Source organism: Paenibacillus sanfengchensis (assembly GCF_036864765.1).
Classification (GTDB): Bacteria; Bacillota; Bacilli; order Paenibacillales; family Paenibacillaceae; genus Fontibacillus; species Fontibacillus sanfengchensis.
In genome coordinates this window covers 437,771-454,768 of record NZ_JBAGJC010000004.1, presented here as the reverse complement: position 1 = coordinate 454,768, position 16,998 = coordinate 437,771, and the positions used below count along the sequence as shown (strand labels likewise).

Below are 16,998 nucleotides of genomic sequence, written 5' to 3'. Positions count from 1 at the left end.
GGCCGCTGCCGGTTTGGGCCCGGAAAGAAAAGAACAACCTATCTTCAGGTTGCTCCGCTTCATTTCCTATACCATTAAACGTGCTGCAATCAAAAAAGTTTCAACTCGGACTTACCCCTCATTCTGGGAATCCTGCATAAGCGAAACATTGCGCTGAGGCTGGAACGTGGAGATCGCATGCTTGTACACCATTTGCTGGCGGCCGTCACTGTCGATCACGATAATATAGTTATCAAACGCTTTAATCGTCCCTCTGATCTGGAACCCGTTGATCAAGAAGACCGTGACCGGGATGCTCTCTTTACGCATTTGATTCAGACATGTATCCTGGATATTAATGGACTTGTTCATTCGCCGTACCCCCAATAGGAATCAATTAGTGTTTAGAATTATATTCAAGATCAGTTGAAAACTTTCCTGCTATTATAGCACGTACGGCCTCAAAATTCGCGGAAAAATTTGTGCCGTCGCCCACATCCACCCAGGAAATATCCTTCATATGGCGGAACCAGGAAAGCTGCCTTTTCGCGAAACGACGGGTATCCCGCTTCAAGTTGTCCACCGCGACGCCCAGCGGAACACCGTCCACGAGGTGCTCGGCGATCTCCTTGTATCCAAGCCCCTGCATCGATACCAACTCTGTGGTGTATCCCCGGTCCAGAAGTTCTCGTACTTCTTCGACCAACCCCGAAGCCATCATTTCGTCGATACGCTGTTCAATACGGTTATAAAGCATTTGGCGGTCCATTGTCAAACCGACCAGACAAAGGTCATAGGGAGATTGCCTGCTCTGCCGCGCCAGACTGGCGGACAGCGGTTCTCCGGTCATATGGTAGACCTCTAGGGCGCGAATCACCCGGCGCACATCGTTCGGATGCAGCCTTCCCGCCGTTTCGGGGTCGATGGCCGCAAGTTTGGCATGAAGCGCCTCGGGCCCCTGTTCATCGGCCAGCCGCTGCTGCTCCGCACGAAACGCCTCATCGGCCCCCGCTTCCGTAAATTGGAATTCGTAGCAGACGGATTCGACATAGAGCCCCGTTCCCCCGACGATGAACGGCAGATGTCCTCGGCCATGAATCTGCGGGATGAGCGACCGGCATTCCTCCTGAAAGCGCGCCACGGAAAAAGCCTCGTCCGGTTCCAACACATCGATCAAGTGGTGAGGAACGCCGTCCATTTCCTCGGGGCGGATTTTGGCCGTTCCGATATCCATTCCCCGGTACACCTGCATGGAGTCGCCGGAGATAATTTCGCAGGAGAACGCCTTGGCGATCTCGATGCTCAGCTTCGTTTTGCCGACGGCGGTCGGGCCGACCAATACCAGCAGCTTCGGTTTTTCATGATTAGTCAAGCGAAATCACTCCGTAGGCAATTTTGGTATGGGAGCGGGACTGCGTTTCGAAACCGAGACGCTCAAATTCGCCGCTTCCTTTCTTCTCCTTGAGGACCACCGTTCTGCGAGCAACCCGGCAGGCCTGCCGGATCGCCTCGGCATCCAGGCTGTTATTGTTCGCATAAGCGCGAAGCGGCGAGATGGCTGACGATTCTTGCACCGGGTCGCGGAACATCGGGTCGAAGTAAACAACGTCAGCGCTTTTGTCGGGCAGCCCCCTCAGCACCTCAAGATGCTCGGCCCGCTTGATAGTGACGCGCCGCAAGGCCTCGTCAAATTCTTTTACCCCGGATATGTAGTAAGCAAAACCTTCGTGCAGCAAACTCCACAACGGAAGCGAATCCTCCAGCCCCAGGACGCTTCCCTCGGTTCCGGCGCCGAGGGCGAACACGGCCGCATCGGCGCCGAGACCGGCGGTACAGTCGATGATCGTATCGCCCGGACGAACCCGGGCCGCTTCCAGCATCGGATCACTCTCGCCCCTCAGCAATCGCTTGGCCCTGACGAAAGCCATACTGGGATGAAACTTCATTTCTTCCTGTTCCGGCCGATAAAGCCGCGCCCCGCCTTCCAGAATGACCAGAATGTCCTGGTCCCCGTGGCGGGCGGACAGCCTGGATAGCGATGTCCGGTTCCGCGGAATGTAGGGCACACCCGCCAGAGCCGCGAGAGCGGCAGCCCTGGAAACCGCCTCGCGCGCGGGATGATCTCCTGTCGTTATGATCACAATTCTCTTTCCTCCGTTCACATCACCCGTTTAAACAGCTTTTCCAGATCGTAATTGGAAAAGGATACAATAATCGGCCGGCCGTGCGGACAAGTGTACGGCTGCTTGCAGGCCGACAGCCGCTGCAAGAGCGTATCCGCCTCTTCGGTCGTCAGTTTCTGGTTCGCCTTGATGGAAGCCTTGCAGGAGACGAGGATAGAGGATTTTTCGCGCAGCTTGGCCAAATCGATGGCCCGCTCGCTGAGCACCCATTCCGCCATTTCCCGGATGATTTCGGCTTCCTCCCCTTGCGGGAACCAGTACGGGCAGGAGACGACCCGGAACGTCCCGCCGCCGAAATGCTCCAGGATAACGCCGGCCCGCTCAAACCACGACAGCCGTTCTTTCAGCTTCTCGCTTTCGGCAGGCGTGAATTCCAGCGTGATCGGAAGCAGCAGCTCTTGCGAGGCATCCGCCGGGTTGCCGAATTTTTCATAGTAATATTCGTAATTCACCCGCTCATGGGCGGCGTGCTGGTCAACGAGATAGAGCCCTTGTTCATTCTGGGCGATCAAATACGTGCCATGATGCTGTCCGATCAGCGACAGCTCGGGAAATGCCGGCAGCTCGGGCGCCTGGTCCGGAGCGCCGTACAGCGCCTCCGGCACCGCCCCGGCCGCAGGCCTGCCGGCAGCGGCGTAGCCGCTCTGCGGCGCACGGACGCCGGGCTGGCCCGCGGCCGGGGCCTGGCGCGGCGGCTCTGGCGGCGCATAGGCGCCGGTGCGCGGCGGAGCGGCGGCCGCTCCGCCGTAGGCCGCGGCCTGCTCGCGCAGCGCGGAGCCGCCGGCCGCGCCCGCAACCGGCCGCGCCGGCGCGGCGTAGGCGTCGCCCGGCGGCGGCGCGCCAGGCCCCTGGGCCGCTCCGGCGGGCGTGCCCGCCTCGGCCGCGGCTGACATGGCCCCGCCGGGCTGGCCAACGCCGGGTTCCGCGGGCCACGTCGCGGCGGCGTCCCGCCGGGCCGCCGGGAAGTGAAATTGCTCCTGAATCACGGAACCGGAGCCAGACTTCCCGAGCTGCTGCTTGACCACCTGCGGAATAAGCACCTGCTCCGACAGCACGGCGCGGATGCTCTCTTCGAGGAACGCGTTAAGCTCCGCTTCCTTGCTGAACCGCACCTCAAGCTTCGCGGGATGCACGTTCACGTCAACCAGCGAAGGATGCATATCCAGCGAAATAACGACCAACGGATAACGATTGATCGGCAACAGCGTATGATATGCCCGAAGAATCGCCTGGTGCAAACCCTGGTTGCGGATATAGCGCCCGTTGACGATCGTGGACATGGCGCTCCGGTTGGAACGGGTCAGCTCCGGCAACCCGATGAACCCGGAAATTCGGTAATCCGGATTTTCGGCCGCGAGCGGAATCATCGATTTCGACGTATTGATGCCGTAGATGGAGGCGATGACCTGCAAAAGATCCCCGCCCCCCTGGCTTTGCAACAGCACGTTCCCGTTGTGTTTGAGCGAAAAGGCGATCTCCGGGTGGGCCAGCGCTTGACGGTACATCACGTCAGAGACGTGGCCGAGCTCCGTCTGGATCGTCTTCATATATTTCAGCCTTGCCGGGGTATTGTAAAATAATTCCCTAACCGTAATTTCCGTCCCTTGGGGAGCCGCCGTATCTTCATTTTCTTTAAGCGTTCCGCCCTCGATCGCGATCACCCGGCCCAAACCGCTGTCATCGCTGGAGGAGACCAGCCGGACCTTGGCCACCGCGGCGATACTCGGTAAAGCCTCCCCCCGGAAGCCCAGGCTGCGAATTTGGAATAGATCCCGCCCGGCCGTAATCTTGCTGGTGGCATGCCGGTAAAAAGCGGTCTCGCAATCCTCGGGCTCGATCCCCGAACCGTTATCCGTCACCCGGATCAGTTCAAGCCCCCCTTCTTCAACCTGGACTTCGATTTTGGTCGCACCGGCGTCCACCGCATTTTCCACCAGCTCCTTGACGACCGAAGACGGACGTTCGACCACTTCCCCCGCGGCGATCTGGTTGGCGATATGCTCGTCCAGTATAGTGATTTTTGCCACAGCTCGTCCCCCCCTACTGCTGCTCAATATAACCGATATTTATTGCCCCGATTAACGGGATGCGCTTCTAGTGCCGATCAGACATCCTTGATAACATAAAATTCCTGCATATGTGCATGTTTTTTTCTGTATGGAACAATAACTTCAAAATTCCTGCAGATCTGCAGGAATTTTCGACGAAATCGGCTCGGTTCTCTAAAATCGCCAGAATTGCCTGCAAATTTGCATCTTTTTTTCGAATCCCCCCGGTGATCGGCCTAAAATACCTGCAGATTTGCATCTTTTGGGAGCTGGAAGGGTCGGAAAATGCGCCAGGCCCCTTGATCTCCGTGGGTTAAATACGATTTTTCTCCTACTGCGATGTCTGAAGGGGCACTAGACTTTGTAACGGACGCAGCAGCCGCTATTTCATGAAAAAAAGTCCTCATCCGTTTTCTAGCGGAAGCCATAGCGCCTATTTTGATTTTCAAACATCAAAGCCGGCGATTTTCACGAAATAGACGGCTATTATTTCCTTTAGAATTGACAGGCCCGCCCTCGTTACAAATGCTTGGCCTTTTGCTTGAGCTCATTCACCAGCTGCATCGCTTCGAGCGGCGTCATGTTCATCAGGTCGGCGTTCTTCACCATGTTCACAATTTGACGCATTCCGGCATCTTCCGGAGCCGTTTTCGGCTTCTTCGCCGGGATCTCGTCGTCAAAAATAGACAACTGCACGACGCCTGTCTCGGCCTCCTGCGAATGACCGCCGGCTTGCGCCGCAGCGATCTGCGTTTCCATCGTCATCCCTTGGGTTTGCACCACTTGAGCCTGGACCTGGGCCTGCGCCTGCTCTGTCGCACTTCGAACCGCCTCACTTTGCATCGCCACGACTTGGGCCGCCGCCCCGGTCTCTCCCGTACCGGCTGCCGTTGCTCCCACCTCGTCCAGGCTCCCCGCGGTCACGGCGGCGGCGGCTTGCTCAAAGCCTTGCAGCAAGCCGTAAGCCCGCTCGATTATGCCGCCCGGCAGGCCCGCAAGCCGGGCGCAGTAGATGCCGTAGCTCGTATCGGCCGCGCCGGGGACGAGCTTGCGGAGAAAATGCACCTTGTCCCCGCTTTCCTGGACGGCCATCCGGTAATTGCGCAGGCCGGACAAGCTGTTCTCCAGGTGCGCAAGTTCGTGAAAATGCGTCGATACAAGCGCCTTGCAGCCGATATAATCGTGCACGTACTCGATCACGGCCTGCGCGATCGCCATGCCCTCGCTCGTCGAAGTCCCGCGGCCCAACTCGTCGATGATGATCAGACTGCGGGAAGTCGCTTTTTCGGTCATAACTTGAATGTCCGCCATCTCCACCATAAAGGTGCTCTGCCCGCCGATCAGATCATCCGCCGCTCCGATTCGCGTGAAAATCCGGTCCACCAGCGGTATTTCCGCCCTCGCGGCCGGAACGAAGCTGCCGATCTGCGCCAGAATGGATATCAGCGCAACCTGTCTCATGTAGGTGCTCTTGCCAGCCATATTGGGACCGGTGATGAGCAGGATACTCGCTTCTTCTTTTTTCAGTTCCGTGCCGTTCGAAATGAATGCCGTATCCTTCATCACGGATTCGACCACCGGGTGGCGTCCCTGCTCCACAACGAGATTGTAGCCGTCGGTCAGTACCGGCTTGACAAACCCGCCATCGGAGGCGACCACCGCCAAGGAACGGAGGACATCGATCTCGGCGATCTTTTCGGCGAGCCGCTGCAGCCGTTCGATCTCCGCGGCGATCTTTTCGCGGATCTCGTTAAACAGCCGGTACTCCAGATCGGCCATCTGTTCTTCGGCCTCCAGGATCAGCGTCTCCTTCTCCTTCAGTTCCGGCGTTACGAATCGCTCGGCGTTGGCCAGCGTCTGTTTCCGTTCATAACGTCCTTCCGGCAGGGCCGACAGATTGGATTTCGTCACTTCGATGTAGTAGCCGAACACCTTGTTGTAGCCGATCTTCAGCGATTTTATGCCGGTGGCCCGGCGCTCCGCCGCCTCCAGCTCCGCGATCCAGCGCTTGCCGTTCGTGCCCGCTTCGCGCAGCTCGTCCAATCGGGGATGATAACCGCCCTTAATGACGCCGCCATCCCGGACCGAGACCGGCGGCTCGTCCGCAATCGCCGTTTCGATGAGATCAGCCAGGTCGTTGCAATCGTCCATATCCGCCGCGATTTTCCGCAACGTGGAAGAAGTGGATGCCGCACAGAGCTCCTTGATCGCCGGAACCTTCCGCAGCGATCCCTTCAAAGCGATCATATCGCGCCCGTTGGCGCTGCCGAAGGCAATCCGCCCGGTGAGCCGCTCCAGATCGTAGATTTCCGCCAGCGACTGGCGCAGGTCTTCCCGCAGGATAAACCCGCTATACAGGGTGTCCACCGCTTCCAGCCGCTCTTCAATCCGGCTGCGCTGCAAGAGCGGCTTGTCGATCCAGCGCCGCAGGAGCCGCGCTCCCATCGACGTTTCCGTCTTGTCGAGCAGCCAGAGCAACGAACCTTTCTTCGACCGTTCCCTCACGGTTTCCACCAATTCCAGGTTACGGCGGGTAAACGGGTCCAGAATCATATACTGCTCCGGCTCGTAGGCGGAAATTTTCGTCAACTGGCCGAGCGAACGCTTCTGCGTTTCGGCCAGATAGCCGACGAGCAGGGCGATGCACTCCCGGCGCTCGGTTTCCAGCCGGATCCAGGCGGCTTCGCCAAACTGCTGGCGCCCGGCTTCGTCTTTACCTTTATCCCAAGGGGTGAAGACGATCGCTTTGCCCAGCGGAGAAGCCTGCTCGCGGATCCAGTCCAGCAGCGCCCCATCCCCGATCACTTCGGACGGATCGTAGATCCCCACTTCATCGCGCAGCCATTCCTTGCTCGCCGGAGCCGACGTAACGTAAAGTTCGCCGGTCGAAAGATCGCAGGACGCCACCGCCATCAGGCCGTTCCGCTCCGTGACGCACATCAGATAGTTGTTGGCGCGTTCGCCGACGGTTTTCCCTTCCATCACTGTCCCCGGCGTGATCACCCGAACGATTTCCCGCCGGACGACGCCTTTGGCGGCGGCGGGGTCCTCCACCTGCTCGCAGATGGCGACCTTGTAGCCTTTTTCGATCAGCCGGTGTATGTAGTTCTCCGCCGAATGGTACGGCACCCCGCACATTGGGATTTTTTCCTCCATGCCGCCTTCGCGACCGGTTAGCGTTATCTCCAGTTCTTTCGAAGCGAGCAACGCGTCGTCAAAGAACATCTCATAAAAATCCCCCAGCCGAAAGAAGAGAAACGCATCCTGCGCCTGGGCTTTGACACTTAAATATTGCTGAATCATCGGCGTATAAGTAGCCATGTGCACCCTCCAAATTCCCTTTCATAGATTTCTATTATACCAGAAAGGAGGGAAAGCTTACGAGTCGGTTTGCAGTTTCCACGGGCCGCGGATGTCCGCGGATTCGTCCCAAACCTTGCCGGACTGGACGGCGTCCAAAAAGGGGGCGATATATTCCGCATAGTCCGGATACCCGGGGGAAGCGGCGATATCCCTCGCCAGCGGAGGCCACGTCTTGCGCAGCACCTGCTTGCGCGCCTCGTAGAACGCCTTTTGAACCGTCTGATCCTGCAGCGGGCGCCGCTGCAAGGAGCGATAATCTCTAAGGATAAGCGCCGCCAGCCCCAGAACGCCTTTCGCCACCAGCGGCGAAATCAAAAAACTGGGCAGAGTACGGTATTCGAAGCCGCCGTAGTCCTTGCGCCGGAAATCGCCCAAAAAGCCGTACAGCGGCCGCCTCCTCGCACTGCGGCTGTCCTCGAGCAGAGCCATCGGGAGAGCGAGGTAATTGTCGAGCGTGCGAAGCAGTTCCCCGGTCAGCGGGACTCCGCTGAAGTGCAGATGCCCGCCCAGGGGGAAGCCTCGCTGCGGCATGCCCCCGGCCTGCCAAAGCAGTTCGCCGTCGGTGATCGCCGACTTCGCCGCGCGGAATGCGCAGAGCAATTGGCGCACGGAATCCCGCGGCTCCCTACCCGGCTCGGGCCGCAGTTCGGCAACCGGGAAGAGGCGCCGGCCCCGGTAGCGCAGGACATCGCAGCCCGCGATACCTTGCCGTCCCAAATAGCGGGAAGCTTGCACCACTTTTTTCGTTTTGCCGTTGTAGAGCAAAAATTCCGGGTCCATCCCGATCAGCCGCTCGGAAAACCGGGCTTCCGCCTCCTCCAGCTCCCGAAGCAGCCCGGCCATCGCTTCGGCGGTAAGGGCCGCGGCTCTCATGCCCCCATAGGACGGAGAGGTACCCATCTTCTCCACCGTGAAGCAGCCCTCCGCGCCTGCCCGGATCACTACTTCCCCGAAATCGAGTCCAAAGGTATAAAGAGCCCGGACGGCGGTCTTCTCCAGGCGTCGCCAAAGCGGAGAAGCCGGTTCCGGTTCTCCCCCGGCCCCGGAAAACGGCAGGGTAACGGTCGAGGCCTGGACCGGAACCACGGTCAGAGCCCGCAGGTTGAACACGCTGACGGCGTATCGGCGTACATAGCCGCCATTCCGTCCGGTGGCTGCCCGGCCATCGCCGAGTTCCGCCAAAAGCCCGGCGGCCCGCAAACCGGCCTCGACCTTTTCCCGAGGGATTGCGGCAAATCGGGCCGCTTCGTTATTCAGCCTCCATTCCGTCACCGTCACCGCCATCGCCGGTTCAGCGATATAACTACCAGGCAACCCGTAAACGAATCCCCCCTCTTCCCGAGAAGCCCTTTCATTACCCTTCAAGGGTCCTCTCAGCAATTCATAAGGTCCTCCCTGATTTATGAACGCCCGCATTAACCTGCTGCTGAAAACCCCGCCTTCCAGCTTGATTTTCAGCACATGCTTCATTTCCATGCTCCGGCCCCTCTTTTCTCCGCAGATCACTACTTTATTCACAGGGAAATCTCCTGGTCATATACAACTGCTCTTGGCTCGCGGCTCGCGGATCCGGTTTATCCGGAAAAGTTCCCTCGATTTCGCGGCCCAATCCCGAACCGTTTCAAGGCTTTTGATAAAAAAAATTTGAAAAATAAAACAAAAAGAGGGCAGCCGCCCTCGACGACGACGCCCCTGCCGCATATAGTAGACCATACCTGCAAATTCAAATTGCCGGGAAGATTAATACAGCTACAGCCGCTTACAGTTCGTCGTCGAGGAGGTCCGGATCCAGATCCTCGTAATCCCCGAGCTCGGATCCAAAATCATAATCTTTGTCCCCGTCCTCACCGCCAGGCACGACAAGAACATTCAGCTTCGTTTCGGCCACAAGCTCAACGGCGAATTCCCGCTCCACGCGAATCGCCACCCGGCCGTCTCCCGATACGCTGGCTTCAACGGTGCTCGGTTCCTGCGTCGCCTCCGCAAAAACCTCCACTGTCGAAGCGCGGTGTCTGGAATCCAAGTAACTGAGCGGCACATTTTCCACATACGACACGGTCTCCTTGGCAACCTCGGTCTGCGAATTTCTGTCATAGGAGTACCAGATGTTGATATCGTAAGTACCAATAACTTCAATTCCGTCTCCCGCCGCTACCGCCTCGTACTGGTGGTTGATGATCCACGCCCCCAGTATGCTCGTCGGTTTGTGTGGCGGAGTCACGGTATGTGTTACGGTAGAGAACTTACGACCTTTTCCGCAGATCGCTTTCGTGATAATCTCTCTACTTTGATATTTCAATGACATGATCGAAACCTCCTCCATACATCATTCATTACATATGTATGCAGGAACTGGGCGAATGTTGATTAGCCCAAGAGAAATAAATATGTGAAAGAAGCCCGGCTCTTTCGCCAGGCTTCTTTTTTTACTGTTTATTCGCGCACCCGGCAGGATTTTCGCCGTGAATCCCCCCTAATCCGAAACTTCCTCAGCGTCCTCCGGCCACTTGACCCTTCTCTTTCCCCGTCGATTTGAGCGATGCGGGCGCCTTATCTTTTTTGGCGATATTCAGGTAATACGCCAGTTCCCGGCAAAGCTGCAATATCGCGGAACGGATTTCGAATTCTTCCCGGGTCGCCGGCAGTTCCATCCGCCTGAACTCCTTCTCCAACTCCGCAAGCATCAGTTCCGTTTGCCCCGTATATTCCTCGGTCAACACGTCCTGGCTCAGCCGATCGAACAATAAAGCCGTAATTTGTCCCTGCGGCATCCGCTGGTAAACAAAAGAGACCAACTCCAGCATGCTTTCGATCCGGCCAAGCTGCTCCTTCCGCATATAAAAATAAACGGACCAGGCATCGCTCGCCGAGATTAACTGATTCTCCAGAGCGCGCTTGGCCGAAGCCAGACCTTCGTCGACCCGCTGGCCCGCTTCAATGATTTCCTTCCCGTCCCAAAGGTGGTAAGGGTCGCGAAGAGACTGGGCGAGATGACTGAAAATCACCGAAAACAACCCGTCGACTTGCCGCCGGATCTCGATCAGCTTCTCCTCCGCTTTGGGCATATAAGCCAGGTTGACCACCATGGCCGCCCCCAGCCCGATCACAAGCAGTTCGATCTGCGTAAGCATGACATGAGCGCTCAGCTCCTCTCCCCCGAAGACGCGAAACACGACAACAGAGCTGGTGACGATACCTTCTTTGAAATGAGCCCTGGTTATGAGCGGAAACGCGATAAGGATATACACAACCAGCACCCAGATATGAAATCCGAATATGTAAAAAAGGCCGAAGGCCAGCAGCAGTCCGAGCACCGACGCAAAAAAACGGGAGGTAACGGTGGCGATGCTCCGCTTCCGGGTGACATCCACCCCGAGGATGGCCAATAGACCGGCGGATAACGCCCCTTCCACACCGGCCAAATCCGCGACAATGATTGCGATTAATGTGGCGATTGCTGTTTTAATGACGCGAAATCCCATGAAACCACCCTATCATTCTCATAAAATATAGAAAAAAACGGCCTATTTCTTCATCCTATCGTACTTGATTTCCTCCCTTCAAACAATGGGGGGCCAAGAAAGTCAAATCCACCGACCAAGGCGGCGGCTCCCGTCAGCCATGGCGCTGTCCAATTTCAGACTTATTCGCCGCCTTAGCGAACTGGAGCCGGCCCCCCCGCAAAATCCTCCTGGACAGCGCTCGCCTTAGCGGCCTTTTGGGCCGCTATTTCGGCCCAGCGGGAATAATAGCGGTCAGGAAGGGCCTTAATTCACGGGAGCGGGCTCCGAAATTAGGGTTTGGTCCGCTTTTTCCAAAAATAAGGCCCTAAACGGCACTAGCGATGCACTAACCTTAACATGAAAGAAGAGTGTGGTTAAAAATGGGGTCCTATCTTACGCATGGCGTAGTCTTCCTTTTTTTCGGGAAAATTTCCATTGCCCTCCAAGACTTACCTGCATTGATCGAGTATGAATTCCTGCAAAAGGTCAGGCTTTCCGGCTGGTACTAACGTCTGAGAGGACTCTAACGGCTGTAGCAGCCGCTATTTAACGAAAAGTAGCCCTTTCGAAATTCTAACGGTAGTGAGCGCCGTTATTCCCCTGGATTCTCGCCTTAAAAGCCTGTTTATGCGAAAACAAGCGCCGTGGCGGCCGTTAGAATGGGAAATCGGCGTTTTCAGGACAAATAACGGCTGTGGCAACCGTTAGTGTTAATTTTCGTCTTTCTTGCAAGGCTGCTCATGCGACGGCGGTTAGGGAAATGGGACACGCCGGATCCAACTCGCCACACCGAGGCGACAAGTTTCAAAATAAGAAGTACCCTGTCAGGTTTGATGCAACTTCAGTGCCTAAACGGCCTCTATTTCACACCAATGAGCCGAATTCGACAAAATAGCTGCGCATAAAGCCCCTATTCATCTGTCCGGCTTCAAAGGGAAGCTGGCCGCCAGCCACTCATCCCTTGAACTCAATGAGAGGGGTCAGTGCAAAAAAGCCGCAGCTCATCGCTTCGGCTCATGCTGAATAGGGAGATCAACGACGTTCCTTGAGCAATATCCGCTCCACATACACGACAAGCTGATACATTCCCGTGGCGACAACCGCGATTATGACGAGGCTCGCCAGCACCAAAGTGAAGTTGAACACTTGAAACCCGTAGACGATTAAATAGCCCAGCCCGATTTTGGCGACGAGGAACTCCCCGACGATAACGCCTACCCACGCCATCCCCACATTGACCTTTAATGTGGACACGATCGCGGGAAAAGAGGCCGGCAAGATCGCCTTCATGAATACATCCCGCCGGTCCCCGCCAAAGGTCCGAATCACTTTAACGAGATTGTCGTCCACTTCGTTAAAGCTGTTATAAACCACAAGCGTGGTGACGATCACGGTGATGGAAAGCGTCGTAATCACGATCGCCGTGAATCCCGCGCCGAACAAAACGATAAAAATCGGACCGAGGGCGACTTTGGGCATACTGTTGAACACGACCATATAAGGTTCAAGCACCCGCGACAGAAAAGGAGACCACCAGATCAAAACCGCCAGCAGCGTACCGATTAGTGTACCGAGAAGAAAGCCGACCGCGGTTTCCCCCACCGTTACGGCCAAATGCGGCCACAATTCCCCGTTAAGGACATCCTTGACGATCTGCCCGCCCACTTTGGAAGGATAACTGAAAATCAGAACATCGACCCACCCCAGCCGGCCGGCCAGCTCCCACAATCCGATCAGGACGGCCAGCAACAGAAGCTGGGTCGCCAACACCAGCCGGCTCCCCCGCCGTTTGTGCCTCAGATGGTCGCGCCATTTGTCCTCGATCCAGGCGGACTTAGGCCCGCCCTTCTTGTTCGACATAGCCTCAGCCAATCGCTATTCCCCCTTTCCTTCAAGCGATTCGAGGTCCCGCCAGATTTCGTGAAACAGCTCATTGAACCCGGCCTCCTCGCGCGCATAGAACGGTTGGGCCTGGCGGATATTCTCCGGGATCACATAGGTGCTGCGGATTCTTCCCGGCCGCGCCGCAAGCACGATGACCCTGTCGCTGACCGCGATGGCTTCGGACAAATCATGGGTGACCAGTACACCGGTTTTCCCTCGCTGCCTTAAAGTATCCACCACCAGGTCTTCCAGTTGCAGCTTCGTCAGATAATCCAGTGCGGAGAACGGCTCATCCAGCAGCAGCAGATCGGGATTCGTCGCCAACGTCCTTACCAGGGCCACACGCTGCCGCATTCCGCCGGAGAGCTGGTGGGGATACCGATCCGCCGTGCCCCCGAGGCCCATGCCTTCGAGCAGCTCAAGCACGAAAGCTTGGCTGTCCTCCGACAGCCGCTCCGTTAGTTCCAGCCCCAACAAGGCATTGCTCAAAATGGTGCGCCAAGGGAACAAATAGTCCTGCTGAAGCATATATCCGACTTCCGGGGACGCCCCGGTCACCGGCTTGCCGTGCAGCAGGACCTCCCCTCTCGACGGAGGTAACAGGCCGGCGATCACGGACAGAAGCGTGGTTTTGCCGCATCCGCTGGGACCAACCAGGCTGATAAACTCGCCGGGCATGACCGACAGGTTCATCCCTTCCAGAGCAAGCACGGCCTCGCGGTCCGTCACATACACCAGATCCAGGTCTTTCAATTCAACGACAGGGACTTGACTCACTAAAGTCTCACGCTCCTTTCCCGCCCTTGTTATCCGACATTACTTGTTTGTGGACTCCGCAAAAGAGTTATCGGCCAGTTCTCTGAGTTCCACCCGCGCTTTCAACTCGCCCGCGTTTTCCATAACATTCAGCAGATTGTTCCAGCCCGCTTCCTCCAGCAGGGGAGATTCGGCGTACGACCCCTGCTCCAGATAACGTTTCACGGAGCTCGCCAGTATTTCTTGATCCGTGTCTTTGAAATAAGGAGCTATCGTTTTTGCCGTCTCCTCCGGCGAGTGCTCCTGTACCCAGATCTGCGCCTTATGAATCGCGTTCGTAAATTTTTGAACAAGCTCTTTATTCCGGGCGATATAGCTTTGTTTCGTCATATAGACGGTATAGGGAAGCCGGCCGCTCTCCGTGCCGAAGGAGGCGACGACATGCCCTTTTCCCTCCCGCTCGAAGATGGAGGCCTGCGGCTCGAACAACTGGACGTATTGTCCCGTGCCTGAGGCAAAAGCCGCGGCGATATTGGCAAATTCGATATTTTGAATCAGTTCCAGATCCGAGCGGGGATCGATGCCGTGTTTTTTCAAGGTGAATTCTCCCGCCATTTGCGGCATTCCGCCCTTTCTTTGGCCTAGAAAAACGCTCCCTTTCAGGTCGTCCCAGGCAAAATCCAGCGCCTCCTCCCGGGAGACGAGGAAGGTACCGTCCGTTTGGGTGAGCTGAGCAAAATTGATCACCGGATCCTCAGCCCCCTGCTGATACACGTATATCGAGGTTTCCGCGCCGACCAGGGCTACATCGATCGCACCCGACAGCAGCGCGGTCATCGTTTTGTCACCCCCCGCCGTCGTCTGCAGCTCCACCTTAAGCCCTTCCTCCTTGAAAAAACCTTTTTCCAGCGCGACATACTGTGGAGCATAAAAGACGGAACGGGTCACTTCGCCGATCTTCACCGTCGTATTCCCCTTGCCCCCGCAGCCGGCCAAAGCCCCCGCAAAGAAAATAACGAGCGTCATGGCCAACATGGCATAGCGCTTCCCCTTCATCTCTATCACCTCTTTTCTTGAAACTAGGATGATATCTATAGTGTAGTGTATGCGGAGGTCAAACAAATGGTTATGGACCTATCTCGATCCCCGCTCCCGCCCTGATGATTGGCCCATGGCAAAAAACCGCACCCTCGCAGGATGCGGCTAGTTCCTATGTCGCCCGGTTAGGCCTTGTCCTGTTCCTGAATCATCACCGTACGGTTGCGCCCGCTTTCCTTGGCTAGGTACAAGGCGTTATCCGCAAGATGAAACAGCTCCGTGGCCGTTGAGGAATGCTGGGGGTAGAGAGCAACCCCGATAGAAATGGTTACGGGGTGATCGGCCACAAGAACCGCCTGTTCCACCGATTTGCGAATCTGCTCCGCTCTCAGAAAGGCTTCGGAACGATCATGATTGCGCAAAAGGACCACAAACTCCTCACCGCCGAAACGGGAGCTGACATCCTGCGGGGTTACCCCCGCCCGAATTATGCCGGCCACCTGCTTCAACACGGCGTCCCCCGTCTGGTGTCCGAAGGTATCGTTGATGGTCTTAAATTTGTCGATATCCAGAACCAGAATGGCAAAAGGCATCCTTTGATCGATCCAGCTCCGGATCGTGTCCTCGAACGTTCTGCGGTTCATCAATCCGGTTAGGGCATCCGTCATTGCCTCCTGGGTTAACTGTTCGTTCTGCCGCCGGAAATTGTGGAGCGCCCTCACAACCGTTCGTGTCAGCAAATCCGCTTCCCGATTCCAATGGACCCGCGGCTTGGGCAGTTCCACGCCATCTTGTTCAAACTTCTGGACCAGATTGGTCAGAAAAACGAATGGATTGGCGATTTGGCGGGCCGTCCACACAACAATAAAGATCAAAACGGTAAGCGGGAGCAGCATCTGTAAAAGAAGCAGAACGACATGGATATACAGCTGATCATAGATCATCTTTGTAGGCGACACTACGACGATGCCCCAGCCGGTAGACGGAATCCGGGTATATCCCGCCAACGAATCCACTCCGTCTAAATTGATATACTGCTGCTTTCCGCTTTTCCCTTTCTCGAGTTGCTGGACAATCAGATTGGCGCTGATATCCTTACCGATCCGGTTATTGTCGGGATGATACAACACCTGCCCTTTGGAATCCACAATATAAAAGTAAGAAGTTTCGTTCTTTTCAAACTGACCGCCAAAGATTTGATTGAGGATGTTTTTGTCCTGCAGATAGATGGTGCCGCTGATAAATCCTTTGTAATTCCCGTTTCGATCAAAGATGGGCTCGCTGATAAATACAATGATTCGTTTGGTTACGGAAGTCATATACACTTCGGATATAAAAGCTTTCCGCGACCGCAAGGCGGTTAGAGCAGCCTGTGAAGTAATATGTGAACCGGCGGTCCCGATGGATTTCGGGGAGATGGCTCGAACCAATCCGGTTTCATCCACCAGCACAATGGAGTTAAAATAACCGCTGCTGTTTCGGATAAGATCAAGCCTGGATTCAAGCTCTTTTTTTTGCAGGGATACTCCCGACTCGCCAAAGGTAACGGCCGCATTGGTTAAACCTGACTGCATGAACTGAAAAAGCGAATCCATGGTTTTACTCATTTGAACCGCGGTGGACAAATTCAGGGTTAATGTATTATGGACTAGGGACCTTTTCTGCGTCTGTGTGGATGAAAGGATGGAAACGGTTAGGGTCAGCAAAACCGAGAGACTTACAAAGCCGGTAAAAACGGCTGTCAAACTAATCTTTCTTCTCTTCTGTTGCGGTTTGTAATGTGGCTTATGGTGCGGCTTGAAAAGCGAAATCATCTTTTGCGTCTCCCCCGAAGCTGATGCAAGCATTTACGATGATATAACATTAATGAAAAAGAACCGACAAGGCCGGTTCTCTGAAATTACGAAATAATATAACAGGAGGTTTCATGTCCTCCCCAAATGGGAGCCACAAAAAAAGCGGCGGACTCATCCACCACTATATCGAAAATTGGACTTAAAATCAACGAAATCTACAGGATTTGAAATACGGGCCGCTCCTTGACGAAATGTACGGGAACTCCCGGGAAATGCACCGATTGCTTTTCCGCCAGCAACCTCATCACGGGATTGATTCAGCAGCGAACCCCATCACGCTCATCCTAGCATGTTCGGCGAGAAGGGGCCATTGTATTTCAAGCAAAAATTTACTCAAATCTGCCTGGAGCCATGAAAAGGATTTAGGCCTGCCTGAAAGGGATATACT

Annotated in this window: 12 protein-coding genes; all 12 read right to left on the bottom strand. The window is 55.9% G+C overall.

Translation table 11 applies throughout. From position 1 onward, the window contains the following. Positions 1-111: 111 nt before the first annotated feature. Positions 112-351 (bottom strand): RNA chaperone Hfq, encoded by a 240-nt coding sequence (gene hfq, locus V4U84_RS11315; RefSeq protein WP_334071275.1) that lies wholly within the window; start codon positions 349-351, stop codon positions 112-114. A 25-nt stretch (positions 352-376) separates the two neighbouring features. Continuing rightward, positions 377-1,351 carry a tRNA (adenosine(37)-N6)-dimethylallyltransferase MiaA gene (gene miaA, locus V4U84_RS11310; protein WP_334071276.1) on the bottom strand — a complete coding sequence of 325 codons (975 nt, stop codon included), beginning with the start codon at positions 1,349-1,351 and terminating at the stop codon, positions 377-379. Next, positions 1,344-2,120 (bottom strand): class I SAM-dependent methyltransferase, encoded by a 777-nt coding sequence (locus V4U84_RS11305; protein WP_334071277.1) that lies wholly within the window; start codon positions 2,118-2,120, stop codon positions 1,344-1,346. Before V4U84_RS11305 ends, miaA begins: the two co-directional genes overlap by 8 nt. 17 nt (positions 2,121-2,137) lie before the next feature. Then, complete coding sequence (gene mutL / locus V4U84_RS11300; protein ID WP_334071278.1) at positions 2,138-4,189, bottom strand: DNA mismatch repair endonuclease MutL; 2,052 nt, start codon at positions 4,187-4,189, stop codon at positions 2,138-2,140. A gap of 540 nt (positions 4,190-4,729) precedes the next feature. Further along, the gene (mutS, locus tag V4U84_RS11295) at positions 4,730-7,531 is read right to left on the bottom strand and encodes a DNA mismatch repair protein MutS (RefSeq protein WP_334077199.1); all 2,802 of its coding nucleotides are present in this window, start codon (positions 7,529-7,531) and stop codon (positions 4,730-4,732) included. Positions 7,532-7,588: 57 nt separating this feature from the next. Next, on the bottom strand, positions 7,589-9,091 hold the full coding sequence (locus V4U84_RS11290) for a putative amidoligase domain-containing protein (protein WP_334077198.1): 1,503 nt from the start codon (positions 9,089-9,091) through the stop codon (positions 7,589-7,591). Between the two features lie 241 nt (positions 9,092-9,332). Further along, a complete protein-coding gene (gene cotE / locus V4U84_RS11285; RefSeq protein WP_334071281.1) occupies positions 9,333-9,878 on the bottom strand; it encodes an outer spore coat protein CotE in 546 nt (181 codons plus the stop codon). A gap of 184 nt (positions 9,879-10,062) precedes the next feature. Next, positions 10,063-11,055 (bottom strand): aromatic acid exporter family protein, encoded by a 993-nt coding sequence (locus V4U84_RS11280; protein WP_334077197.1) that lies wholly within the window; start codon positions 11,053-11,055, stop codon positions 10,063-10,065. Between the two features lie 1,053 nt (positions 11,056-12,108). Beyond that, positions 12,109-12,948 (bottom strand): ABC transporter permease, encoded by an 840-nt coding sequence (locus V4U84_RS11275; RefSeq protein WP_416367235.1) that lies wholly within the window; start codon positions 12,946-12,948, stop codon positions 12,109-12,111. 3 nt (positions 12,949-12,951) lie between these two features. Continuing rightward, complete coding sequence (locus tag V4U84_RS11270; protein ID WP_334071284.1) at positions 12,952-13,737, bottom strand: ABC transporter ATP-binding protein; 786 nt, start codon at positions 13,735-13,737, stop codon at positions 12,952-12,954. A gap of 39 nt (positions 13,738-13,776) precedes the next feature. Then, on the bottom strand, positions 13,777-14,772 hold the full coding sequence (locus tag V4U84_RS11265; protein WP_334071285.1) for an ABC transporter substrate-binding protein: 996 nt from the start codon (positions 14,770-14,772) through the stop codon (positions 13,777-13,779). A 167-nt stretch (positions 14,773-14,939) separates the two neighbouring features. Next, positions 14,940-16,568 carry a sensor domain-containing diguanylate cyclase gene (locus V4U84_RS11260; RefSeq protein ID WP_334077196.1) on the bottom strand — a complete coding sequence of 543 codons (1,629 nt, stop codon included), beginning with the start codon at positions 16,566-16,568 and terminating at the stop codon, positions 14,940-14,942. Positions 16,569-16,998 lie beyond the last annotated feature (430 nt).

Bases quoted from the DNA above. Each gene is read 5' to 3' on its own strand.
- hfq (WP_334071275.1), bottom strand. From the start codon at position 351: ATGAACAAGTCCATTAATATCCAGGATACATGTCTGAATCAAATGCGT.
- mutS (WP_334077199.1), bottom strand. From the start codon at position 7,531: ATGGCTACTTATACGCCGATGATTCAGCAATATTTAAGTGTCAAAGCC.
- cotE (WP_334071281.1), bottom strand. From the start codon at position 9,878: ATGTCATTGAAATATCAAAGTAGAGAGATTATCACGAAAGCGATCTGC.
- V4U84_RS11280 (WP_334077197.1), bottom strand. From the start codon at position 11,055: ATGGGATTTCGCGTCATTAAAACAGCAATCGCCACATTAATCGCAATC.
- V4U84_RS11265 (WP_334071285.1), bottom strand. From the start codon at position 14,772: ATGAAGGGGAAGCGCTATGCCATGTTGGCCATGACGCTCGTTATTTTC.
- V4U84_RS11260 (WP_334077196.1), bottom strand. From the start codon at position 16,568: ATGATTTCGCTTTTCAAGCCGCACCATAAGCCACATTACAAACCGCAA.